Genomic DNA, 22,497 nt, shown 5'->3' on the forward strand with positions numbered 1-22,497 from the left:
ATTGTCTATGACTCTTTTCTGGAACCGGAGATCTGCACGACGTAGGCGATGGCCGCCGTGAGCAGTCCGACGATGATCGCGATGGTGGCCGAGTAGTTGTACTGCTGCCCCGAGAACGACAGGTTGTAGGCGTACATGTTCGGCGTGAAGTAGGTGCTGATCGCGTTGGGCGCGAGCGACTGCAGGATGTTCGGCTCGTTGAAGAGCTGGAAGCTGCCGATGATCGAAAAGATCGTTCCGATGACGATGGCCGGACGCAGCGCCGGGAGCTTGATGCTGCGGATGATTCGGAACGTGCCCGCGCCGTCGAGCTCCGCCGCCTCGTAGAGGTCGTTCGGGATGACACGCAGCGCGGCGTAGAACAGAAGCATGTTGTAGCCGACGAACTCCCACGTGACGATGTTGCCGACGCTGGCCAGCACCCACGTGCTCGACAGCGGCGCGAACGCCGTTCCGAGAAAGTCGTTGAGGCTGCCGACGAGTCCGAACTGGGTGCCGTAGATGAAGCCCCACATGAGCGTGGCGACGACCGCGGGCACCGCGTACGGCAGGAAGATCGCGATGCGGAAGAACGAGGAGATGTACAGGCGGGCGCTGTCGAGGGCGAGGGATGCCGCGAGCGCGAGCACCAGCATGATCGGAACCTGCACGACCAGGAACAGGGTGACGCGGCCGAGGGACTCCCAGAAGCGGGCGTCGCCCAGCGCGGTGACGTAGTTGTCGAGGCCGACGAAGGAGTTGCCGCCGATGAGCTGTTCCTTGAACAGGCTGAGCCAGATCGAGTAGACGACCGGGGCGATGAGCACGAGAGCGAAGACGACCATGAACGGGCCGACGAACTTCCAGCCGGTCCAGTCGAGCTTCTGCTTGTGCTTCTTGGTCACAGCCCGTGGTGCTGTGGTGGGTGACACCGTCGTCATTCGTGAATGCTCACTAATCTCTCGGCCCTGAGGTCTGTCTTTGTCGATGTGTCATGTTTACGTAAACATGCCGCTCGGACACGCTAGCATGTTTACGTAAACATTTCGCAGCCGAATGAGCGGATCAACGATGACCACCGACACCACCCCCGCGACCAGGTCGCGCCGCGGACCGTCGATGGCCGAGGTCGCGCAGCTCGCTGGCGTCTCGTCGCAGACGGTGTCACGGGTCGCGAACGGACTCACCAACGTCGACGCCGCCACGCGCGACAGGGTGCTCGTCGCGATGGAGGAGCTCGGCTACCGCCCGAACAGCGCGGCGCGGGCGCTGAAGACCGGCCGCTTCCACTCGATCGGCGTCATCATGACGACCCTCTCGACCTACGGCAACATGCGCACCCTCGACGCCATCGCGACGGCGTCGGCTCAGGCCGGCTACTCGATCACGCTGATGCCGATCGCCGTGCCGACGCAGGGCGAGATGGCAGTCGCGTTCACCCGGCTCAGCGAGCAGGCCGTCGACGGCATCGCGATCATCATCGAGGCGCACACCCTCGACAATTCCGACATCATCCTGCCGCCCGGCCTGCCAGCGGTGATCCTCGACTCCGACGCGGGCGACCGATACACCGTCGTCGACGCCGACCAGGCCGAGGGCGCGCGGCTCGCCACGCAGCACCTGCTCGACCTCGGCCACCGAACGGTATTCCACGTCGCGGGGCCGGAGTCGTCGTTCTCGTCGGCGAGGCGCACCGCCTCCTGGCGTGCGACGCTCGAGGCCGCGGGCGCTCCGGTGCTTCCGCAGGCGGTCGGCGACTGGACCGTCGAGTCGGGCTACCGCATCGGCCTCGACCTCCCGCACGAGGTGACCGCCGTGTTCGCCGCGAACGACCAGATGGCCCTCGGGCTGATGCGCGCGCTGCACGAGCGCGGCCTGTCGATCCCCGGCGACGTCAGCGTCGTCGGCTTCGACGACATGGCCGAGGCGCAGGCGTTCTGGCCGCCGCTGACGACCGTGCACCAGGACTTCGCCGAGATCGGGCGGCGCAGCATCCAGGCCCTGCTGCACGAGATCGAGGACTCGACGCACGAGACCGGCACCACCATGGTGCCGACGTCGCTCGTGGTGCGCGAGTCGACGGGCGTGCCGCGGGCGTAGGGGCTGGGCGGGCGCAGGGGCTGGGCGGGCGCAGGGGCTGACGGCCGGGTCGCTGGGTGGCCATTTCGGCACCGTTCGCGCGACGGCAGAGCGCCACAACTGGCCAGCCGCGCGCCATCCCGGGTCGTCCGCCCGCGTGACCCCCTCTGGGCTCGCCGCGAGAGTGCAGTTGTGACCCCGATTTTGGCCGAGAGCGGGGCACAAGTGCACTCTCGCGACGGCCGGGGCGCCGCGAACGCGCGCGCCCGCTACTCCGCGACCACGGAGAGGGCCTGGCGGGCGATCTCGAGCTCCTCGTTCGTGGGGATCACGAGCACCGCGACGCGCGCACCCTCGGGCGAGATCACGCGCGGCTCGCGCGAGGCCAGCTCGTTGCGGTCGTTGTCGATCTCGATGCCGAGGAACTCGAGTCCGGCGAGGGCACGGCGGCGCAGCAGGGCGTTGTTCTCGCCGACGCCGGCCGTGAACACCAGGGCGTCGAGGCCGCCGAGCTGCGCGACGTAGGCGCCGACGTAGTGACGGATGCGGTGCCGCCAGACCGCGAGGGCGGCCTCGGCGTCTGAGTCGCCGCCGGCCGCCGCGTTCTGCACGTCGCGCATGTCGCCTGTGCCTGTGAGTCCGAGGAGTCCGCTGCCGCGGTTGAGCAGCGAGTCGAGCTCGTCGAATCCGAGGCCGGCCTGCCGGTGCAGGTGGAAGATGATCGCCGGGTCGAGGTCGCCCGATCGGGTTCCCATCACGAGCCCCTCGAGCGGGGTGAGGCCCATCGAGGTGTCGATCGAGCGTCCGCCGTCGATCGCGGTGGCGGATGCCCCGTTGCCGAGGTGCAGCACGATTGTCTTGAGCGACTCGATCGGCCGGTCGAGGAACACCGCGGCCTGCTCCGAGACGTACTTGTGCGAGGTGCCGTGGAAGCCGTACCGGCGGATCTTGTGCCGGGCGGCGAGCTCGCGGTCGATCGCGTAGGTGAAGGCCTCGGGCGGCAGCGTCTGGTGGAACGCGGTGTCGAAGACGGCGACCTGCGGAACGCCCGCGAAGATGACGGCGGCGGCGCGGATGCCCGCCAGGTTCGCAGGGTTGTGCAGCGGGGCGAGGGCCGAGAGTTCGTCGATGTCGGCGATCACCCGGTCGGTGACGAGGGTGGGGCCGGTGAACAGCGATCCGCCGTGCACGACGCGGTGGCCGATCACGACGGGCGGCGAGAAGGCGAGGTCGGGGCCGTACTCGGCGAACGCGTCGGTCAGCACGCGGAGGGCCGCGGTGTGGTCGGCGATCGGCAGCTGCTTCTCGTGCTTCTCGCCCGCCGTGGTGTGGCCGACGCTGCTGGTCGCCTCGCCGATGCGGTCGATCGATCCCGAGGCGAGGGTCTCCTCGCCGTCGAGCTCGATCAGCTGGTACTTGAGCGACGACGAGCCGCTGTTGACGATGAGGGCGAGGCTCACGCGGATGCCCCCTGCGCCTGGATGGCCGTGATGGCCACGGTGTTGACGATGTCGCGCACGAGCGCTCCTCGGGATAGGTCGTTGATGGGCTTGTTGAGCCCCTGGAGCACGGGGCCGACGGCGACGGCTCCCGCGCTGCGCTGCACCGCTTTGTAGGTGTTGTTGCCGGTGTTGAGGTCGGGGAAGATGAACACCGTCGCCCGGCCTGCGACCTGGGAACCGGGCATCTTCGACTCCCCCACGGCGGCATCCGCGGCCGCGTCGTATTGGATCGGCCCGTCGACGAACAGGTCGGGGCGGCGTTCGTGCACGAGGGCGGTGGCGGCGCGCACCTTCTCGACGTCGGCACCGGCGCCGGACGAACCGGTCGAGTAGGACAGCATCGCGACGCGGGGGTCGATGCCGAACTGGTCGGCGGTGCCCGCCGAGGAGATCGCGATGTCGGCGAGCTGCTCCGACGTCGGGTCGGGAACCACGGCGCAGTCGCCGTAGACGAGCACCCGGTCGGAGAGCGCCATGAAGAACACGCTCGAGACGACCGACACGTCTTTCATGGTCTTGATGATCTCGAACCCGGGCTTGATCGTGTGCGCCGTGGTGTGCGCGGCGCCCGAGACCATACCGTCGGCGAGTCCGAGGTGCACCATCATGGTGCCGAAGTACGACACGTCGGTCACGACGTCGCGCGCCGTCTCGACGGTCATGCCCTTGTGCGAGCGCACCCGCGCGTACTCCACGGCGAACCGCTCGCGCAGTTCGGGATCGAAGGGGCTGAGGATGCTCGCTGCCGAGATGTCGACGCCGAGGCCGGCCGCCCTCGCACGGATGTCGCTCTCGTCGCCGAGGATCGTGAGACGGGCGACGCCGCGGCTCAGCAGGGTTCCCGCGGCGCGCAGGATGCGGTCGTCGGTGCCCTCGGGCAGCACGATGTGCTTGCTCGCGCTGCGGGCGCGCTCGATGAGCCCGTACTCAAACATCAGCGGTGTGACGGCGCCGGAGCGTCCGACGCTGAGCGCGTCGAACAGCACCCGCGCGTCGACGTGCTTCTCGAACAGCGCGAGGGCGATGTCGCGCTTGCGGTCGGAGTCGGCGGCGAGCCGTCCGCGCGTCTGGGTGATGCGCTGGGCGGTCGGGTAGGTGCCGAACTCGGTCGTGATGATGGGGAGGGTGTGGTCGAGACCGGCGATGAGCCGCGTGATCACGGGCGAGAGCTCGAAGCCGCCGTTGAGCACCAGCCCCGCGAGCGACGGGAACGTGTCGGAGGCGTGCGCGGTGAGGGCGGCGAGCAGCATCTCGCTGCGGTCGCCGGGGATGACGACGATGGCGCCCTCGGTGAGACGCGGCAGGGAGTTCTCCATCGACATGGCGGCGATGACGACGCCGAGGGCCTCCCGGGCGAGCAGCGCGGGGTCGCCCTGGAGCAGTGTGCCCTCGACGGCCTCCATGATGCCCTGCACGGTGGGTGCGACGAGGAACGGGTCTTCGGGGATCGCCCAGGCGGGGATGGTGCGCTCGACGCCGACCGCGGCGACCGAGGCGGTGGCGACGGCGGAGACCGCGGCCGAGATCTCGTCGAGGTGGTCTTCGTCGGCGCGGTTGGCGACGACGGCGAGGATGCTCGCGTGCGCGGCCGCGAGCTCCGGCACGGTCAGCTCGGCAATCTGACGCATCTCGTCGGCGGTGCGGCCGCGCGACTCGTCGACGCTGCGGCCGGTGAGCACGAGCAGCACGGGTGCTCCGAGGTTCGCGGCGATGCGGGCGTTGAAGCTCAGCTCGGTGGGGCTGCCGACGTCGGTGTAGTCGCTGCCGACGATCACGACCGCGCCGCACTTCGCCTCGACGGCCTTGAACCTCTCCACGATGCGACTGAGGGCCGCATCCGGATCGTCGTGCACTTCTTCGTAGGTGGCGCCCACGCACTCGTCGTACTCGAGCTCGACGCCGTCGTGCGCGAGCAGCAGGTCGAGCACGTAGTCGCGTTCGGTGATGGAGCGGGCGATGGGGCGGAAGACTCCCACATGCTCGATCTCCCGCATCAGGGTGTCGAGAACCCCTAGAGCGATGGATGATTTGCCGGAATGTCCCTCGGCGGAGGTGATGTAGATGCTGCGAGCCACGTAGGACACCCTAATCGGGCGACCTGAACGGCCGACAGGGGCTTAGGTCCCGGCCGCGCGGCGAACGCAACCCATCCCGCCCACCCTCGCGGCAGAACGTCGAGCGAAGCGAGACATCGGCCGATTCGCCGCCACGGTATACGGTTCTTCACGAAATACCGGCGAAAACTTGGCCGAAATGTGAATGACCCCCCGCGCACCCGCCAGAGCCCGGTTACCCTTGCTACGTTTCCGTCCTGGGGGAGTTGGCCTGGATGACGCCACGCGGGGAGCCGGGGTTAAATATACAGGTATGATTCTTGAGGTTGTTCACATAGCCCCGGAATCGGGGCCGGGAACGACCGGCCAGGAGAATTCGCCTAGTGGCCTATGGCGCCAGCTTGGAAAGTTGGTTGGGTGCAAGCCCTCGGGGGTTCGAATCCCCCATTCTCCGCCACTTCATCACCATCCAGAGAAGCTCCGCCCCCGCCGGGTCGGAGCTTCTCCGGTTTCCGGGCCCGGCCGTCTCAAGCGAGGCGGGCCACGCTGCTCACCAGGTTGCGCAGGATGTCGTGCGCCGAGTAGTCGAGGCCCCACGGCGTCGGCTGCGCGCGCCCGACGATCGTCGACAGCCCGTGCACCCCGGCCCACAGCGTCGCCGCGTCCCTCGCGGCGTCGGTGCTCGACGAGCTGCCCTCGTCGATCGCGCCCTGCAGCGCCGCGACCAGCAGCGGGAACGCCTGCGGCAGCACTCCCCCGGTAGCGGGCCGGCGCGACATCAGGGCGTAGCGGGCCGGATGCGCGCGTCCGAACTCCAGGTAGGCGCTGCAGCCGAGATACAGGCTTTCGGATGCCGCGGCGGCCGTGCGCGTCGCCGTCTTGAAGGCGGCCGCCAGGTGGCCGTAGCTCACGTTGACGATCTCGTCCTTGATCGCCGCGACGTCGGAGAAGTGCGGATAGATCGCCGGGGCGGTGATGCCCACTTGCCGGGCGACGCTGCGGAGTGTGAGGTCGGGGGCGTCGGGCGAGTCATCCATCAGCACGATCGCGGCTGCGACGATCTCCTCGCGAAGCCTCGCCCCGTCGCCCCGCGCGTTTCGTGGCCGTTCGACACTCGTCATCTGCACACGCTACCCAGAGGCCGCGGCGAATCGACGCGGTCAACTCGCGCGGCGTCCGCTGGAGCCCCGGACTGGGGGCCCGGACTGGGGGCCCGGTTGCGGCGGGCCGCCAGAGGGCTACCGTGGTCGCATGGAACCTCTCGCCGACGACTGGGAAGAACGCCTCGCCGACCTCTGGGCGACGATCCAGGACCACACGGGGGGCGAGTTCGTCGCCGAACTCGAGACCCTCCTTGCTCAGCTGCCGCCGGGCAGCGCGACGGCCTCGTTCGAACGCGCGGGCGCGCAGGACTCCACCGGGCACCCCGACCTCGCCGTCCCGCTCTACCGTGAGGCGCTCGAGGCCGGGCTGAGCGGCGAGCGACGACGACGGGCCGTGATCCAGCTGGCCAGTTCGCTGCGCAACCTGGGTCAGGCCGAGGAGAGCGTGACGCTGCTCGAGCGGGAGCGCAATCGCACGTCCGACGCGCTCGACGACGCCGTCGCGGCGTTTCTCGCCCTCGCGTTGCACGACGTCGGGCGGCACGACGAGGCGCTCTCGCTGTCGCTGTCAGCGCTGGCGCCGCACCTGCCGCGCTACCAGCGGTCGCTCACCGACTACGCCCGCCTGATCGTCGAGAGACCCGCTACCTGAGGTCGAACCGCACGAGACCGGTCGGGGCGAGCCTGCCGAGCAGCCCGACGAATTCGTCGTAGTCGGCGAAAACGGCGCCGCCCCGGGTGGCCGCGCCGCCGAGGGGGTAGCTGGTGCGGGTTCCCGTCTTCTCGACGAGCACGATGCGCCGCGCGTTGCCGCTGTAGCCGGGCGGGGTCAGCTCGATGCTCGAGAGCTGGGCGAAGTAGAGCGCCGTTCCGTCGAACTGCACCGTCGCGCCCGTGACGGTGATGCTCTTCGGGATCCTCGCGGCGCGACGGCGGCGTACACCGAAGGCGACGACGACGACGAGCAGCAGAACGGAGACGAAGATCGCCGTGAAGGCCAGGAACCCCGGGTCGTTCTGCGACTCCGAGATCAGGTAGATCCAGCCGACCAGCAGTCCGAGTACCGCGACGGACAGCAGCGCTATGGACGTCGCCCGCCGCGCGCCCGTCGGCCGTCCGGCGCGCGGGTCGAGTGTGAACGATCGGGGCGCGCCGACGAGGACGGCCGGGTCGCCCGTCGGGGCGCCGACCGGCGACAGGTCGGCCATGAGGTCGTTGAACGTCGACGCGGTGAACCAGCGGCAGACGACTTCGGTGCGCTCCGCGCTCGTGGTGGCGAAGACCTTGCGCACCGAGCCGCTCGGCACGCCGTTGGTGCTCTGGCGTTCGACGAGCGATGCGAAGATCGTCGAGTCGCGCTGCCATTCGTTCGTGACCCGAGGGCCTCTGCGCAGCCGAACAGAGCGGGCATCCGTCTCGAACCGTATCGGGCCGGTCACGAACACGTGCACGAGCAGCCAGACGCCGCCGATCACGAGGATTGCGACGCACACCGCGATCAGGATCTTGCTGTCGTCGATGTCGAGCATGAGCTCGAGCACGAGCTTCGTCAGCCCGACGGCGAGCAGAGGAACACCGACGACGCCCGTGAGGAGGGAGACCAGGCGGCCTCCCCATGCGCTCGAGTATGTACGGGTAGCCGAGGCACCGACCGCGGGGGCGTACTGGGCCGCAGACACTAGCGGGCCGCGCCGGCGAGCGTTCCGGTGGTCTGCACCTCGGGTTCGAATACCGAGCAGATGACCTCGCGGTCGCCCTCCGCCCAGGTCTCCACCGTCGGCTGGATCGGGAAGTAGTCGAGCACCGACGTCTCGTAGGGCATTCCGACGAACGTCTCGAACTGCGCGAAGCATCCGTCGTCGGCGAGCTGGTCGACGTCGACGGGGAACTCGTCACCGGCGAGGTCGAACAGGAGGAAGACCTCGTTGTCGTGCGGCTCCGCGCAGGGAACGGCGGGCAGGTCGGAGATCTCTTCGTTGTCGATGGCCGCTGCGTCGTTGTTGAAGCAGTCGCCCAGCGCGACGGTGAATACGTCCTGCTGCCCCGCCTCGGCGATCTGCTGGGTCTCGGCGTCGCGTTCCGCCTGCGCGGGGAAGATGTTCTCGAGCACGGCGCAGCCGCCGAGCGATGCGACCGCCGCGAGGGCGACTACTGAGGCGAGGGCGAGGCGGGACGGCAGGCGGAGTGCGGACATGGGCTCGACTTTCATGATCGATGCTGGTGAGCGCCCCCTTCGAGGGGTGCGAGTCGATACTAGCGATATTGAGAGCTCCTCCGGTTGGCCTTTTATGACGCCTGAGAATCAAGCCCTATCCGGATGTCCCGTAGCATCGCACTCTTGACCTACAGGTGTTGCACAAGCGGGCTGGCTAGTGTGACGCGGGGTCGGGGGCTGTCGCTGTGGCGTCCCCTCGAGGGGAGTTGGACGGCATGCGGGGCAGTGCACCGGTGGGAGGCGAGCGGATTCGCCCGCTGCGCCGACTGTTGCACCAGGGGCTGGCAGCCGCGCTCGCGTTCCTCGTGCCGTCGTTCGGCGTTCTGTACTTCCTCACCGTGCCTAACGGTCCGTGGCCGGTCGTGGTCGCAGTGCAGCTCGTGGCCTCGCTGCTCCTGCTGCTGGCGTGCTGGACCTACTTCAGGGTAGCGATCTGGGTGTCGCCGGAGAGGATAACCGAGCGCGGGTTCTTCGGATCGCTCACCTCGGTGCCGGCCGAGGAGATCGGCGCTGTCGTCCTCGCCCACACCTTCCACGGGGGCGGCGCAGACACCGTGCCCCAGCTCTTCGTATGCGACGAGCACGGCAATCAGCTCGTGCGGATGCGTGGACAGTTCTGGTCGCTCGAGGCGATGACCGCCGTCGCCGACGGACTCGGGATCGAGCCGACCGACCTCGGTGAGCCGCTCAGCAACCGCGAACTGCTCGAACAGTACCCGGGGCTGCTCTACTGGTTCGAGCGACGACCGTACCTGGCCGTCGTCGCCTTCGCGGGCAGCGTTCTCGTCGGCGGCAGCCTGGTCTACCTGGGGCTGGCGTCGATGGGTCTCACCTGAGGAGCGAGCACAGCGTTGCTCAGCACAGCGTTGCCTAGCGCAACGTGATCGGCGCGCGCAACGCCCACTCGGCGAGCAGCTCCTCGCGCACCTCGACGCCGCTGCCCGCGCCGGTGGGCACCGCGAGCCGCCCGTCGACGAGCACGAACGGCTCGGTGAGGTCTTCTGCGTAGTAGCGGCTCGAACCGGAGGTGTCGCCGGGCAGGGTGAAGTTGGCCATGGCGGCGAGCGCCACGTTGGCGGCGCGTCCGACGCCGGTCTCGAGCATGCCGCCGCACCACACCGGCACACCCAGCTCGGCGCAGGCGTCGTGCACCCGCACCGCCTCGAGGTAGCCGCCGACGCGGCCCGCCTTGATGTTCACGATGCTCGTGGCGCCCCGCCCGATCGCGTCGACCGCCACGTCGGCGTTCACGATCGACTCGTCGAGACAGACGGGCGTCGCGATCTCGGCGGCGAGGGCGATGTGGGTGAGCATGTCGTCCTCGACGAAGGGCTGCTCGATGAGCAGGAGCCCGAACTCGTCGAGCCGCCCGAGGTGCTCGATGTCCGCGCGCGTGTACGCGGTGTTCGCGTCGACCTGCAGGGGCAGGTCGCCGATGAGCTCGCGCACCGCCCGCACGGGTTCGATGTCCCACCCGGGTTTGATCTTCAGCTTGATGCGACGGTAGCCCTCGGCGACGTAGCCGTCGACCTCGTCGAGCAGCTCGTCGACGGTCGCCGCGATGCCCACCGAGACGCCGCAGTCGACGAGGTCACGGTCGGCGCCGAAGTACTCCCCGAAGCTCAGCCCCTCGGCTCGGGTCTGCGCGTCGAGCACCGCCGTCTCCACGGCGGCCTTCGCCATGCGGTGCCCTACGACAAAGGAGAGAACCTCGGCCACCGTCTCCGCCGTGACCGACTCGGTGGCGAGCAGCGCGGGTCCGAGATAGTCGCGGATGACGGCCTCGGCACCGGCGACGTACTCGCTCGAGTACACCGGGTCGGCCATGGCCACGCATTCGCCCCACCCGTCGCCCTCCGTCGTGCGCACGCGGACGAGCAGCACGTCGCGCGCCGACTGCCGACCGAACGAGGTCTCGAAGGGACGCACGAGCGGCATGGCCACCCGGTGCAGCTCGAGCGCGAGAATCCTCATGGCCGACCGCCCGTCACTCGATCGACCCGACGGAGTCGATCATGGTGTTCCACATCTCGTCGAGGTCGACTTCGGGCGGGAACCTGCCGACGATCTCCAGCATGAGGATTCCGTGGCCCCAGGCCCAGAAGCTCATCCCCGCGGTGAGGGTAGGGAAGAGTTCGCCGTAGTCGATCGCGCCGGCCTCGCCCACCGCGCTGACGAGCTGCGGCCCGAGCAACGGGCGCTCGTTCATCAGCCGGAACAGCTGCGGGTTGCCCCGGCCCAGGGCGCGGTACGAGAAGGCGAGGGCTGCGATGTGGTCGCGTCGGCTCGCCGTCGGGGGCAGTGCTGCGGATGCCGCGGCGAGCTCTCTGGCCCACAGCCGGAAGCCGAGGTCCGAGAGCTGCTGCTCGATGTCGGCCTTGCTCGTGAACTGTTTGTAGAGCGACGGGGGCTTGATGCCGGCGCGACGGGAGATGGTGCCGACGCCGAGCTTCTCCAGCCCCTCCTCCTCGAGCACGGCGAGCGCGATGGCGAGCAGCTCGTTGGCGCGCGGCTCGCTCACTTCGCGACCAGCCGGTCCTGCAGCCCCCAGGTCTGACCGTAGCCCCCGTCGTCGACGGGGCGGGCCATGAGCTCGAGGAACGGTGCGGCGTCGAAGGCCTCGGGACCGAGGACTCCGCGGCCGCTCCAGACGCCGGTCGCGAGCAGCTCGAGCGCGATCACGGAGTTGAGGGCCGTCTGCCAGACGACGCACTGGCTCTCGTACTCGGCCATCGTCCACTCGTTGTCGGCGACGTGGTACAGGTAGACCTCGCGAGGGGCGCCGTCCCGGCCGGTTCCGGTGACCCACACCCCGGCGCAGGTCTTGCCGGTCATCCGCGGTCCGATCGACGCGGGGTCGGGCAGGCCCGCCGCGACCACGTCGCGCGGCGCGACCCGCACTGGGCCGTCGGCGCTGCGCACGGCGAGAGGCTCGGTCTTGTCGAGGCCGAGCTGGTGCAGGGTCTTCAGGATTCCGATGAACTCGTTGCCGAGCCCGTACTTGAACGTGACGCGTTTCGCGTCGATCCAGCGGGGCATCAGCAGCACCTCCTCGTGCTCCACGTTGACGCACTCGACCGGGCCGATGCCGTCGGGAAAGTCGAATACCTCCGGCTCGCTGAACGGCGCCGTTGTGAACCAGCCGCGGTCCTTCTCCCAGATCACCGGCGGGTTGAGGCACTCCTCGATGGTCGTCCAGATCGAGAAGGAGGGAGCGAAGATCTCGTTGCCCGCCTCGTCGCGCACGACGAGGTTGGCACCGTCGCGAGTGCCGAGCTCGTCGATCTCGGAGAACAGGTGGTCGGCGGCGTAGCGCGCGAACACGTCGCTGAGCCCGGGCTCGACGCCCATTCCGACGAGCGCGAGCCGCCCCTCGGTCTCCCAGTCGGGCGCCTGCGCGAACTGGTCGTCGCCGAGCTTCACCCCGGTCTGCTCGTGCGGGAAGGTGTGGTGCGGTTCCGAGAGGCTCATCGCCATGTCGAGATAGTCGGCTCCCGCCGCGAGGGCTCCGGCGAAGATCGTGGGCACGAACTTGGGCTCGACAGCGTTCATGACGTGCGTCGCGCCGTGCTCCCGGGCGAGGGCGGTGACGTTGTCGGGGTCGGACGCGTCGATGCGCGCGGCCACGAACCGGGACGACACGGCGACGCCGTGCCGGGCGGCGATCCAGCTGACGGCGCTCTGCGCACGGGCCAGGTCGTAGTCGCTCACCACGATCAGTTCGTAGAACGATCGGCGGGCCGCGATCTTCGCTATCGCGTTGCCGACACCGCCGGCACCCACGAGCAGAATTCTCATAGCAAAGAAGGTACCGCGTCAGCCCTGAGTTTCCCGCCGAAGCTTGTGCGCGAGGGGGGCCCAGACTATGAGGGCCACGGCGACGCCGACGAGCACCCCGCCGACGGTGTCGCTGACCCAGTGCACGCCGAGATACGTGCGGCTCAGCATCATCAGAATCACGTAGCAGGCGCCCGCGACCCAGACCCAGGCGCGCCAGAAGATCAGGCCGAGGCAGACCGCGAGCGTCGCGGCGTTCGCGGCGTGGCCGGAGGGGAACGAGCCGAAGTCGGAGACGACGAGCATCTCCTCGGGGCGCGGCCGCCCGACGACGCCCTTGAGCAGCTGCACGAGCAGCGCGCTGGCGACGCTCGAGACGGCGAGGAAGAGCGCGCTCCAGAACCACCGCCGCACGCACAGCGCGATGGCGATCGCGGCGGGCAGCGCGAAGGCGAACCATCCCCCTCCGAGGAAGTTCATCACGAGCGACGGCACCTCCCAGAACGGGTTGCGGTGCTCGAGGATCTCCTCCATCCACTCGAGGTCGCCCTCGAACGGCGTGTTGCCGCGCACCGCGATGATGGCGCCGAGGCTCGCGGCGAGCAGGATCGCGACGACTCCGCTCACCAGCGGCCAGCGCCGCGAGACGCGCTGTACTACGGGATGTTCGGTGTCGGTCACGGATTACCCCGGGTCTCGTTCGGCTGGAAGGTCAGGCGCAGGGTGAGCATGCCGCGCTCCACCCGCCAGTCCACGCTATCGAAGATGCTACGGCCCACGGCGATGTAGGGGGCCAGTTGCACGCGGGGGTTGTGCTCGGGGGCGCACGGCACCGAGAGTGTGCAGGTCGCGTGAGACCCCTCGGCGTGCAGCGTCAGGCGCATCCGCTCGGCCGTCAGCCCGTCGTCTCGGCGCATGTGTCCGACCATGGCGCGCACATACCCACGCTCGGCCTCGCCCATGCCGTCTGCGACGTGCTGAGGGTCGCGCACGTCGCGCACGAGCCGCATGAGCCAGCTGCGCTCCGCGTCGATGACCATGAGCATGCGCAGCTCGCGGGCGAGCACGCGGGCGCGGTCGCCGTCGGCGGCGGTGAGCTGCGGGTGGCGCACGACGCCCTCGAGAAAGGGGAACACCTGCTCGGAGAGGTGCACGAGGTGGCTGGCCCTGGCGGTGTCCGTCCGACCTGCGCCGTCGCCGTCGCCAGACACGGATGCCTCGGGTCGGCCGTGCGCGGACCGCCATTCGAGCAGGCTGCCGACCAGGCTGCGTGAGAACGTGCTCGCGGCCGCGCCGGCGGCGAGAACGGGCACCGCGGCGAGGATGCCGAAGACGGGGGCGGGCACGTCGGCGACGAAGGTGTGCGCCTGGGCGACGGCGAGGCCGCCGATCACCGCGGAGCAGACGACCGCGCAGACCATGATCTCCCAGCCCGGCCGGTAGGAGCCGAACATCAGGGTGAGGATGGCGAGCGCGACCGCCCCCCAGTCGTCGCGCACCACCTCGTTGCTGCCCCACTGGGCGAGTGAGTTGAGCAGGATCGCCAGCAGCGCGAGCAGGCACACGGTCGCGTGGGCGCGGAGCGGGAAGGGTGCCCGGAAGGGGCTCGACGCCCGGATGAAGAACACCCCCGCCGCGGCGAGCGCCAGCAGCCCGGCGATCTCGAGCGGCGGGGAGGAGACCTGCGACGCAGAGGTGATGCTCATCGAGACCGACACGAGGAGGGAGACGGCGACCGCTCCGATCACGAACGGGCGGGCGGTGAGGCCGCCGAGCGGGTCGAGTCGCTGCGCGGTGTCGTTCCTCACGAGCGTGGCACCATGAGCGAGACCGCGGTGCCGGCACCCGGCGCGCTCCAGACCTGGACGGAGCCGCCGACATCGGCGATGCGCCCGCGCACGGAGTGCCGGAGTCCGAGCCGGTCGGAGTGCAGCTCTGCCTCGACGAACCCGACGCCGAAGTCGACGACCATGACGCACACGGCGTCGTCGGTCGACACGATGGTGAGCTCCGCGGAGTCGGTGCGCGCGTGCGCCACGACGTTGGTCAGACACTGCAGCACCGCGAGGCCCAGCGCGACCGAGGTGCGCGCGTCGAGCGACTCGACCGCGGCGACCTCGCCGGCAACCGACACGTCGAGGCCGAGCGCGCGCGCCTCCTCGACGGCCGCCGCCACGTCGCCGCCCAGGACGTCGGCCGCCACCTCCCCCGCGTGCTCGTCGTCGACCCTGCGCATAGCGAGACTGCGCGCTATCTGGGCGCGCGCCCGATCCGGCAGGGCGCCGGGGGCGACGGTCGCGACGACGGCCAGCTCGTTGAGGATCGTGTCGTGCACGAGCGCGGAGGAGAGGTGTTCGGCACGAGCGAGCTCCGTCGCATCGCGGTCCTGCTGCTCGGCCAGTGCGATCAGCGGCTCGCTCGCCCTGGTGCGCTTCCGACTGACGCGCAACAGGCCGATGATGAGAAAAAGCAGCGCCGCGCACGCGAGCACCGGCACGTCGACCCCGTAGGAGTGCCCCGACGCGATCGACAGGTAGGCCACCGGGAGCTCGGCGATGGCGAGGGCGACTGCGACCCCGACGAGACCCGAGTAGTACCTTCCCACGACGGCGCCGAAGACGACGATCGCGACCTTCGGAAGCGACAGCAGGATCGAGTCGCTCGAGTCGAAAGACCTGAGGTTGGGCAGCAGGACGCTGGCGTAGACGGTGATGGCGACGAGCGCGATGCCGGCGGCGGCGATCACCAGCCAGGCCCTGTGCTCCCCCGCTACAGCGACCAGAATGCCGGACACGGCGATCATGGCGATGGCCACGAAGACGAGCCAGGCCCTGGCGGTGCCGCGATCGGCCTGGATCAGGGCGAGGCTCACGAAGACCGCGGCGAGACACACCGTTCCGAACCAGAACGAGCCCCTCGCCAGCGCGAGATTGGTGGTCTTTGCCGCCAACGCATTGGGGAAGACGAGAGACATGTCGGCCCTTTCTTAGCCATCAGACTAACGGCGCGACCGGCCTTTATCGAGCAGTTGTCACTCAGTGCACGAGCGCGGGTACCGTACGCGGCCGCACGACGAGCCACATCACCGCGAGCGACACGGAGGCGGTGATCGCCATGGTGGCGCCCATAGGCACGGCGTTGTGGATTCCGAAGGTGCCGACGATGGGCGAGATCAGGCCCGCGAAGCCGAAGTTCACCGCGCCCATCACGGAGGCGGCGGTGGCCGCCTCGCCGCCGTGACCGGCGAGGGCGAGCACCTGCTGGCAGGGGAACGCGAATCCGCAGGAGGTGATGAAGAAGAACAGCGGCACGACGACGCCGAGCAGGCCGACACCCGCGAGGTCGAGCACCACGATCATCATCGCAGAGACCAGCATCCCGCCGATGGCGCCGAGCAGGATCCACTGCGGGCCGACGAACTTCGCCAGGCGCGAGCTCGCCTGCACGCCGACGACGATGCCCACCGAGTTGATGGCGAAGAGCAGCCCGAACTGCTGGGCGTCGAGGCCGTAGATGTCCTGGAACAGGAACGACGACGCCGACAGGTACGCGAACAACCCGGAGAAGGTCATGCCGGCGATGAGGGTGACGCCCACGAACACCCGGTCGCTGAACAGCGCCTTGTAGCGCTCGCCCACCGAGCTGTGGCCGCGGTCCTCGCGTCGGGCCACGGGGAGCGTCTCGACGAGGAAGAAGACGGCGGCGAGGATCGCGAAGATGCCGTAGCCGGCGAGGAACCAGAAGATCCCACGCCAGTCGAGCACGAGGAGCAGCTGAGAGCCGATGAGCGGAGCGAGGATGGGTGCCAGCCCGCTGACGAGGGCGAGTCGGGAGAGCATGCGCACGAGCGGCAGCCCGCCGAACAGGTCGCGCACCATGGCCATCGCCACGACACCGCCGCCGGCAGCGCCGACGCCCTGGAGCACCCGGAACACCGCCACCCACATCACGTCGGGGGCGAGTGCGACGCCGAAGCTCGCCACGATGTGCAGGCCAGTGGCGATGATGAGCGGCATGCGGCGTCCCACCTTGTCGCTCCACGGACCGACCAGCAGCTGGCCGAGCGCGAACCCGATGGTCGTCGCGGTGAGGGTGAGCTGGATCGCCGTCGCCGAGACCCCGAGCTCCGACGCGAGCGAGGGGAATGCGGGCAGGTACAGGTCGATGGTGAAGGGGCCGAGGGCGGTGAGCGCGCCGAGCACGATGACGTAGACGAACTTCTGGCGGGCCGACAGGGAGTCGCCCGGGTGTACAACGGTGGTCAAGAGAGAGGTGTTCCTAGCAACGAATGCGAGCGAGGCAGAGCGCTCATGGCCGCACCCGGGTCGGCGCGCGGCGGTCGTGGGCCAGCTGCGCCGCGAACCCCGCCGACCAGCCTATAACCCCGCTCCGACGTCGTGGGGCAATCGGTTACCGGGACCGCGGGAGGGGCGGCGGCGCGGTCGACGCGCGGGCGACGAGGCGCGGGGGTGTCGTCGCCTCCGGGGCATCCACACTGTCGATCAGCCGCAGCAGCCGCTCCACCAGGACGCGTCCCTGCTGGGCGTAGTCGACGCGAACGGTGGTGAGCGGCGGCCGGTAGAAGGCCGACTCGGGGATGTCGTCGAAACCGGTGACGCTCATGTCGCGGGGTACCGCGACACCGCGCTGTTCGAGGGCGAGGAGGGCGCCGAGCGCCATCTGGTCGTTGGCAGCGATCACAGCGGTCACGCCTACATCGAGCGGCATTCGCGTCGCGGCCGCGTGGCCCGAGGCGGCGCTCCAGTCGCCGTGGATGCTGCCCAGCGAGACCACGCCGTGGTGGGCGAGGGCGTCTTCGTAGGCGGTGACCCGGTTGCGCGACGCCACCCAGTCGGGCGGGCCGGACAGGTGGAAGAAACGACGGTGCCCGAGGCCCACGAGGTGCTCGACGACGAGCTCCAGCCCCGGCCGGTTTATCCCGTCCGGAGGCGAGTCGTGGGCGTCCTCCCGCTCGGACTCGGTGATCACGGGCACGTTGAACGGCACGGCCGCGATCTTCTCGGCGATGAGGTCGACGGGCGCGAACGCGAGGATACCGGCGACGTCCTGCTGGCCGAGCTGGCCGAGCGCGCGGTCGACGGCTCCATCGTCGCTCGGGTCGAGGTTGACGATGTCGAGCAGGTAACCGGCGGCCCGCGCCCGCTCGCTGGCGCCCTGGATCGTCTTGCTCGGGCCCACCTCGGTGAGCTCGTAGACCAGCGCGCCGATGCGGTGCGAGCGGCTCGTGGCGAGCGACTTCGCCGCCAGGTTGGGGCGGTAGTTCAGCTCGGCCAGCGCCTCCTCGACGCGCTGCCGGGTGCTGTCGCGGAAGCCTTGGTGCCCCCGCAGGTAGAGCGACACGGTCTGATGGGAGACCCCGGCGACCCTGGCCACGTCGTAGATCGTGGCCGGCCGGGCGGTCGGAGGTACGCCGGTCACAACGCCCCCCTTCCGCCTATGCCGCTGCTTCTCGTGCCACCATATCCCGCCGGCCGAGGGTCACAGGGCAACCTCCGCGCGCCCGGCGGCCGCCGCGACGGTCGCCCCGCCGACGACGCTCACCGTGAAGTCGGCGACGTCGTCGGAGGTGACGATGGCGATGCCGCCCCGGCGAACGACGCTGAAGACCGCGGATGCGCCCTCCGGTGTCGTCACGACGACCTCGCGGCGATCGTCGCCCGTCGTGGGATACAGCCTCAGGGTCAGTCCGTCGAGGTAGTCGTAGTCGGGCCGGTCGTCGCGCGCGCCGACGGCGAGCGCGGCGCCGTCGCGAACGTAGAGCGGGAGGGTGTCGAACCCGTGGGTCTCGGTGCGCCAGCCGGGGCCGGTGACGGTCTCGCCCGTGAAGTAGTCGGTCCACAGGCCGGCGGGCAGGTAGAACTCGACCGTCCCCTCGGCGGAGAACACGGGGGCGACGAGCAGGTCGGGGCCGAACATGTACTGCCGGTCGAGGTGGCCGACGGCGGGGTCGTCGGCGAACTCGAGCTGCATCGGCCGCAGCACGGGGGTTCCGTGCGTCGTCGCCTCGGTGCCGGCGGCGTAGAGGTAGGGCATCAGCGAGAGCTTGAGCTTCGTGAAGATGCGGGTGACGTCGACCGCCTCCTCGTCGAACTTCCACGGCACCCGGTACGAGTCGCTGCCGTGGAAGCGGCTGTGGCTCGAGAGCAGGCCGAACGCGGTCCACCGCTTGAAGACGCCCGCGTCGGGCTCGCCCTCGAAGCCGCCGATGTCGTGGCTCCAGAACGCGAACCCGCTGAGAGCGATCGAGAGACCCCCGCGCAGGGTCTCCGCCATCGACTCGTAGCTCGACGTGGAGTCTCCGCCCCAGTGCACGGGCATGGTCTGGCCTCCCACCGTCGCCGACCGGGCGAACAGCACCGCCTCCCCCTCGCCGCGCTCCTCGACCAACAGGTCGAAGACCGCCCGGTTGTAGAGCTGGGTGTACCAGTTGTGCATCCGCTCCGGGCTGGCGCCGTCGAAGTAGTCGACGCCGACCGGGATGCGCTCGCCGAAGTCGGTTTTGAACGCGTCGACGCCCTGCCCGAGCAGCACCCGCAGCTTGTCCTGATACCACCGGGTCGCGTCGGGGTTCGTGAAGTCGACGAGCGCCATGCCCGCCTGCCAGAGGTCCCACTGCCACACGTCGCCGTCGGGCTTGCGCACCAGGTAGCCGGCGGCGGCCGCCTCGGCGAACAGCGGCGAGCGCTGGCCGATGTACGGGTTGATCCAGACGCAGACCTTCAGGCCGCGGTCGTGCAGCCTCCGCAGCAAGCCGACCGGGTCGGGGAAGACGCGGGCGTCCCACTCGAAGTCGCTCCAATTGAACTCGCGCATCCAGAAACAGTCGAAGTGGAAGACGCTGAGCGGCAGGTCGCGCTCGGCCATGCCGTCGATGAAGCTCGTCACAGTGGCCTCGTCGTAGTCGGTGGTGAAGCTCGTCGAGAGCCACAGGCCGTACGACCAGGCGGGCAAGGACGCCGGCCGGCCGGTGAGCTGCGTGTACCGGTCGAGGATCTGCCGCGGGTCGTCGCCCGCGATGACGAAGTACTCGAGGGCCTCCCCCGCGACCGAGAACTGCACCCGCTCGACCGCCTCCGAACCGACCTCGAACGAGACGTGGCCCGGGTCGTTGACCAGCACCCCGTAGCCGCGGTTGGTCAGGTAGAACGGCACACTCTTGTAGGCCTGCTCGCTCGAGGTGCCGCCGTCGGCGTTCCAGATGTCGACGCTCTGGCCGTTCTTCACCACCGGGCCGAAGCGCTCGCCGAGGCCGTAGACCAGCTCGCCCACCCCGAGAGCGAGCTGTTCGTGCACGTAGGCGGACGCCCTGCCGGCGCCGACCGGCCCGGCGTCGACGAAGGCGTCGGGTGCGACGCCGACGTAGCCGACCGAGCGGTGGCCGCTCGAGGTGAGCACCCGTCCGCCGGACTCGAAGCTCAGGTTCCACGGGGCGCCCTGGCCGACTCTGGCGGTGAGGTCGCCGCTCGTGAGCGTGCCGCCGTCGGCGTCGACGGAGACGACGCCGTGCCCGGTCTCGGCCCCGACGAGGTCGAACCCGCCGCGGGTCGCCGCGCCCTGGAAGTGCTCGATCCTCACGCCGATGACCCCGGGCAGCGGCGAGCTCAACGTCACCGTCATCGTCGGCCGGTTGAGGGTGGTGCCCCGCGTGGCGATCACGGCGGTGGGTGCCGTGACGGTGATCCGCCCCTCGCCGGGCACGATGTCGTAGGCCTCCTGCGCGTAGAGCGCGGTGACGCCGGGGCGCATCTGCCAGAAGCCGTCGGTGAATTTCATTACTTGACGGCTCCTGCCGTGATGCCCCGGGTGAGGGTTCGCTGGAAGATGAGGAAGAAGATCAGGGTCGGGATGAGGCCGAGCAGCGCCGAGGCACTCGTGGTCGTGACATCCATCAGCCTGTCCCCCTGCAGCACCGCGATGGCGACGGGCACCGTCTGGTGCGCGTTGCTCACGAGGAAGCTGAGCGGGATGAGGAACTCGTTCCACGTCCAGATGAAGAAGAAGATCACCAGCACCGCGAGCGTGGGACGGCTGATCGGCACGATGACCCGCCAGAGGATCTGCCAGCGGCTGGCGCCGTCGAGGCTCGCCGCCTCGAGGATCTCCTTCGGGAACGTGCCGTAGACAGCGGACAGCAGGTAGGTGCCGAATGCGCTCTGGATCACGGTGAAGATGATGATGACGCTCCACACGTTGTCGTACAGGCCCACCTGCTTGAACATGTAGTACAGCGGGTACAGCAGCGCCTCCTGCGGCAGCATGTTGGCCAGCAGGAACAGGATGATGATCCAGGTGCGGCCGCGCACCCGGCCGATGCCGATCGCGAAGGCGTTGAAGACCGAGATCACCACGGCGAGGATCGCGACCATGCCGCTGATGAAGAAGCTGTTCCAGAGTTTCTCGGGAAAGTTGACGCGCTCCCAGAAGTTCGCGATGCCGTCGAAGTACAGGTTGCTGGGCAGGGTGAGCGGACCGGAGGTCGCGTAGTCGGCCGGGCTCTTGAACGAGTTGATCAGGATGATCACGAAGGGTGCGGCGATGAGGGCGCCGAACGCGATCGCGGCGACCAGGATCAGCCAGTCGGCGAGGGTGCGCTTGGTGGCGCGCTTGCGCAGTTTCAACGGATGCTCGTCGCGCGGTGCGCGGGACGTCTCCAGTTCGGGGGCGATGACAGCCATCAGCGCTCACTCTCCGCTCGTTCTGCCCGGGTCTGGGCCTTGATGAAGACGATGGTCAGCAGCACGATGACCACCGTGAGGGCGGTCGCGATGGTGGCGCCGTAGCCCACCTGCTGGTTCTGGAAGAACTCGCTGTACGAGTAGTAGCTGGGCACGATGGTGCTGTTGCCCGGCCCGCCGCGGGTGAGCGTGTAGATCGGGCCGAAGACCTTGAGCGCGGCGATCGTGCAGGTGAGGGTCACAACGAAGATCTCGGGGCGGATGATACTGACCGTGATCCAACGGAACCGCTGGATCCAGTTCGCGCCGTCGAGTTCCGCCGCCTCGTAGAGCTCGGGGTCGACGCGCTGCAACGCCGCCATGAAGATGACGACGGGGTAGCCGAGCTGTACCCACACCATCACGAACATGATGCTCAGCAGCGCGGTATCGGGACTGCCGAGCCAGTTGCGCTGCAGGTCGCCGAGGCCGATGGCGGCGAGGATCGTGTTCAGGGCGCCGTTCTCGGGGCGGAGGATCCAGCCGATGACGATGGCCGCCACGGCGACCGGCAGGATCTGCGGCAGGTAGTAGGTGGCGCGCAGGAAGCTGGCGAGGCGCCCGCCGAACTTCTTGCCCACGAGGTCGAAGAGCATGGCCGCGAGCAGCAGGCCGAGCAGGGTCGGCACGATCACCATCGCCACGATCATCGCGACGCTGTTGCCGAAGGATGTCCAGAACTTGTCGTCTCCGGCGAGCTCGATCCAGTTGTCGAGTCCGATCCAGATCGGCGGCTTGATGCCGCGCCACTCGGTGAAGCTGAGGTAGACGTTCCACACGAGCGGGATGAGGATGACGACCACGAAGAGCACGAAGCCCGGGATGAGATACAGCCAGAAGCCCGCCCTGCCCCCTCTGCCGCTGTTGGGGAGCAGTGCCTGCTCGTCGATCGGTCGCGTCGCTCGTCGTCGAACGACGGCGGGTGGTGTCGCCATGTCGGTGTCCTTCGTTGCTCGTGCGGCGGGGGGCGCGGGGGGGGCCCCCCCCCCCCCCCCCCCCCGGGGGGGGGGGGGGGGGGGGCGCGCCCCCCCGCGGGGTTGGACCCCCCCGCCG

20 protein-coding genes, 1 tRNA gene and 1 other RNA gene are annotated in these 22,497 nt (G+C 69.4%); 4 read left to right on the forward strand and 18 right to left on the reverse strand.

From position 1 onward, the window contains the following. Nucleotides 1-5 precede the first annotated feature (5 nt). The gene (locus tag ABIE21_RS16090) at nt 6-920 is read right to left on the reverse strand and encodes a carbohydrate ABC transporter permease (RefSeq protein ID WP_354025860.1); all 915 of its coding nucleotides are present in this window, start codon (nt 918-920) and stop codon (nt 6-8) included. A 130-nt stretch (nt 921-1,050) separates the two neighbouring features. On the opposite strand from ABIE21_RS16090, the gene ABIE21_RS16095 reads away from it, so the two are divergent. After that, entirely contained in the window at nt 1,051-2,079 is a 1,029-nt protein-coding gene (locus ABIE21_RS16095) for a LacI family DNA-binding transcriptional regulator (RefSeq protein WP_354025861.1), read from the forward strand. A gap of 248 nt (nt 2,080-2,327) precedes the next feature. On the opposite strand, the gene ABIE21_RS16100 is transcribed toward ABIE21_RS16095, so the two are convergent. From ABIE21_RS16100 to ffs, 3 genes are all read right to left on the reverse strand, one after another. Then, entirely contained in the window at nt 2,328-3,518 is a 1,191-nt protein-coding gene (locus ABIE21_RS16100) for an acetate/propionate family kinase (RefSeq protein ID WP_354025862.1), read from the reverse strand. Then, nucleotides 3,515-5,635, reverse strand: coding sequence for a phosphate acetyltransferase (pta, locus tag ABIE21_RS16105; RefSeq protein WP_354025863.1), 2,121 nt, complete (start codon nt 5,633-5,635; stop codon nt 3,515-3,517). The genes ABIE21_RS16100 and pta overlap by 4 nt, the downstream gene beginning before the upstream one ends. Before the next feature lie 180 nt (nt 5,636-5,815). Continuing rightward, an RNA gene (ffs, locus tag ABIE21_RS16110) (signal recognition particle sRNA small type) lies at nt 5,816-5,912 on the reverse strand. A gap of 71 nt (nt 5,913-5,983) precedes the next feature. Here ffs and ABIE21_RS16115 point away from each other — a divergent pair. Next, a tRNA-Ser gene (locus ABIE21_RS16115) sits at nt 5,984-6,071 on the forward strand. A 70-nt stretch (nt 6,072-6,141) separates the two neighbouring features. Here ABIE21_RS16115 and ABIE21_RS16120 read toward each other — a convergent pair. Beyond that, nucleotides 6,142-6,735, reverse strand: a complete 594-nt coding sequence (locus ABIE21_RS16120) for a TetR/AcrR family transcriptional regulator (protein ID WP_354025864.1) — start codon at nt 6,733-6,735, stop codon at nt 6,142-6,144. Between the two features lie 130 nt (nt 6,736-6,865). Between ABIE21_RS16120 and ABIE21_RS16125 the strand changes: the two genes are divergently transcribed. Further along, nucleotides 6,866-7,369, forward strand: a complete 504-nt coding sequence (locus ABIE21_RS16125; protein ID WP_354025865.1) for a tetratricopeptide repeat protein — start codon at nt 6,866-6,868, stop codon at nt 7,367-7,369. Here ABIE21_RS16125 and ABIE21_RS16130 read toward each other — a convergent pair. Then, nucleotides 7,362-8,396 (reverse strand): hypothetical protein, encoded by a 1,035-nt coding sequence (locus ABIE21_RS16130; RefSeq protein WP_354025866.1) that lies wholly within the window; start codon nt 8,394-8,396, stop codon nt 7,362-7,364. The two genes, ABIE21_RS16125 and ABIE21_RS16130, sit on opposite strands and share 8 nt — an antisense overlap. Beyond that, the gene (locus ABIE21_RS16135; protein ID WP_354025867.1) at nt 8,396-8,911 is read right to left on the reverse strand and encodes a septum formation family protein; all 516 of its coding nucleotides are present in this window, start codon (nt 8,909-8,911) and stop codon (nt 8,396-8,398) included. The genes ABIE21_RS16130 and ABIE21_RS16135 overlap by 1 nt, the downstream gene beginning before the upstream one ends. Nucleotides 8,912-9,147: 236 nt before the next feature. On the opposite strand from ABIE21_RS16135, the gene ABIE21_RS16140 reads away from it, so the two are divergent. Continuing rightward, nucleotides 9,148-9,768: a hypothetical protein gene (locus ABIE21_RS16140; protein WP_354025868.1), complete on the forward strand. Its 621-nt coding sequence runs from the start codon at nt 9,148-9,150 to the stop codon at nt 9,766-9,768. A 34-nt stretch (nt 9,769-9,802) separates the two neighbouring features. On the opposite strand, the gene menC is transcribed toward ABIE21_RS16140, so the two are convergent. The 11 genes from menC to ABIE21_RS16195 form a co-directional block, all read right to left on the reverse strand. Further along, complete coding sequence (menC, locus tag ABIE21_RS16145; RefSeq protein WP_354025869.1) at nt 9,803-10,906, reverse strand: o-succinylbenzoate synthase; 1,104 nt, start codon at nt 10,904-10,906, stop codon at nt 9,803-9,805. Between the two features lie 13 nt (nt 10,907-10,919). Then, nucleotides 10,920-11,453 carry a TetR/AcrR family transcriptional regulator gene (locus tag ABIE21_RS16150; RefSeq protein WP_354025870.1) on the reverse strand — a complete coding sequence of 178 codons (534 nt, stop codon included), beginning with the start codon at nt 11,451-11,453 and terminating at the stop codon, nt 10,920-10,922. Continuing rightward, nucleotides 11,450-12,730 carry a saccharopine dehydrogenase family protein gene (locus tag ABIE21_RS16155; protein ID WP_354025871.1) on the reverse strand — a complete coding sequence of 427 codons (1,281 nt, stop codon included), beginning with the start codon at nt 12,728-12,730 and terminating at the stop codon, nt 11,450-11,452. Before ABIE21_RS16155 ends, ABIE21_RS16150 begins: the two co-directional genes overlap by 4 nt. 18 nt (nt 12,731-12,748) lie before the next feature. Continuing rightward, a complete protein-coding gene (locus ABIE21_RS16160; RefSeq protein WP_354025872.1) occupies nt 12,749-13,390 on the reverse strand; it encodes a phosphatase PAP2 family protein in 642 nt (213 codons plus the stop codon). Continuing rightward, nucleotides 13,387-14,517 carry a hypothetical protein gene (locus ABIE21_RS16165; RefSeq protein ID WP_354025873.1) on the reverse strand — a complete coding sequence of 377 codons (1,131 nt, stop codon included), beginning with the start codon at nt 14,515-14,517 and terminating at the stop codon, nt 13,387-13,389. The genes ABIE21_RS16160 and ABIE21_RS16165 overlap by 4 nt, the downstream gene beginning before the upstream one ends. Next, nucleotides 14,514-15,683, reverse strand: a complete 1,170-nt coding sequence (locus ABIE21_RS16170; RefSeq protein ID WP_354025874.1) for a sensor histidine kinase — start codon at nt 15,681-15,683, stop codon at nt 14,514-14,516. Before ABIE21_RS16170 ends, ABIE21_RS16165 begins: the two co-directional genes overlap by 4 nt. Nucleotides 15,684-15,744: 61 nt before the next feature. Beyond that, nucleotides 15,745-16,974 (reverse strand): multidrug effflux MFS transporter, encoded by a 1,230-nt coding sequence (locus ABIE21_RS16175; RefSeq protein ID WP_354025875.1) that lies wholly within the window; start codon nt 16,972-16,974, stop codon nt 15,745-15,747. Nucleotides 16,975-17,119: 145 nt separating this feature from the next. Further along, nucleotides 17,120-18,148, reverse strand: coding sequence for a LacI family DNA-binding transcriptional regulator (locus ABIE21_RS16180; RefSeq protein ID WP_354025876.1), 1,029 nt, complete (start codon nt 18,146-18,148; stop codon nt 17,120-17,122). A 60-nt stretch (nt 18,149-18,208) separates the two neighbouring features. Beyond that, on the reverse strand, nt 18,209-20,503 hold the full coding sequence (yicI, locus tag ABIE21_RS16185) for an alpha-xylosidase (RefSeq protein WP_354025877.1): 2,295 nt from the start codon (nt 20,501-20,503) through the stop codon (nt 18,209-18,211). Next, the gene (locus ABIE21_RS16190) at nt 20,503-21,405 is read right to left on the reverse strand and encodes a carbohydrate ABC transporter permease (protein ID WP_354025878.1); all 903 of its coding nucleotides are present in this window, start codon (nt 21,403-21,405) and stop codon (nt 20,503-20,505) included. Before ABIE21_RS16190 ends, yicI begins: the two co-directional genes overlap by 1 nt. Continuing rightward, complete coding sequence (locus ABIE21_RS16195) at nt 21,405-22,379, reverse strand: carbohydrate ABC transporter permease (RefSeq protein WP_354025879.1); 975 nt, start codon at nt 22,377-22,379, stop codon at nt 21,405-21,407. Before ABIE21_RS16195 ends, ABIE21_RS16190 begins: the two co-directional genes overlap by 1 nt. Between the last annotated feature and the right edge of the window lie 118 nt (nt 22,380-22,497).

Source organism: Conyzicola nivalis (assembly GCF_040548875.1).
Lineage (GTDB): Bacteria > Actinomycetota > Actinomycetes > Actinomycetales > Microbacteriaceae > Conyzicola > Conyzicola nivalis_A.

What these genes read in the sequence shown, in the direction of transcription:
- ABIE21_RS16135 (WP_354025867.1), bottom strand. Translation starts at nt 8,911, where the DNA reads ATGTCCGCACTCCGCCTGCCGTCCCGCCTCGCCCTCGCCTCAGTAGTC.
- ABIE21_RS16120 (WP_354025864.1), bottom strand. Translation starts at nt 6,735, where the DNA reads ATGACGAGTGTCGAACGGCCACGAAACGCGCGGGGCGACGGGGCGAGG.
- ABIE21_RS16140 (WP_354025868.1), top strand. Translation starts at nt 9,148, where the DNA reads ATGCGGGGCAGTGCACCGGTGGGAGGCGAGCGGATTCGCCCGCTGCGC.
- ABIE21_RS16195 (WP_354025879.1), bottom strand. Translation starts at nt 22,379, where the DNA reads ATGGCGACACCACCCGCCGTCGTTCGACGACGAGCGACGCGACCGATC.
- ABIE21_RS16125 (WP_354025865.1), top strand. Translation starts at nt 6,866, where the DNA reads ATGGAACCTCTCGCCGACGACTGGGAAGAACGCCTCGCCGACCTCTGG.
- ABIE21_RS16090 (WP_354025860.1), bottom strand. Translation starts at nt 920, where the DNA reads ATGACGACGGTGTCACCCACCACAGCACCACGGGCTGTGACCAAGAAG.
- ABIE21_RS16190 (WP_354025878.1), bottom strand. Translation starts at nt 21,405, where the DNA reads ATGGCTGTCATCGCCCCCGAACTGGAGACGTCCCGCGCACCGCGCGAC.
- ABIE21_RS16170 (WP_354025874.1), bottom strand. Translation starts at nt 15,683, where the DNA reads ATGTCTCTCGTCTTCCCCAATGCGTTGGCGGCAAAGACCACCAATCTC.
- ABIE21_RS16155 (WP_354025871.1), bottom strand. Translation starts at nt 12,730, where the DNA reads ATGAGAATTCTGCTCGTGGGTGCCGGCGGTGTCGGCAACGCGATAGCG.
- menC (WP_354025869.1), bottom strand. Translation starts at nt 10,906, where the DNA reads ATGAGGATTCTCGCGCTCGAGCTGCACCGGGTGGCCATGCCGCTCGTG.
- yicI (WP_354025877.1), bottom strand. Translation starts at nt 20,503, where the DNA reads ATGAAATTCACCGACGGCTTCTGGCAGATGCGCCCCGGCGTCACCGCG.
- ABIE21_RS16095 (WP_354025861.1), top strand. Translation starts at nt 1,051, where the DNA reads ATGACCACCGACACCACCCCCGCGACCAGGTCGCGCCGCGGACCGTCG.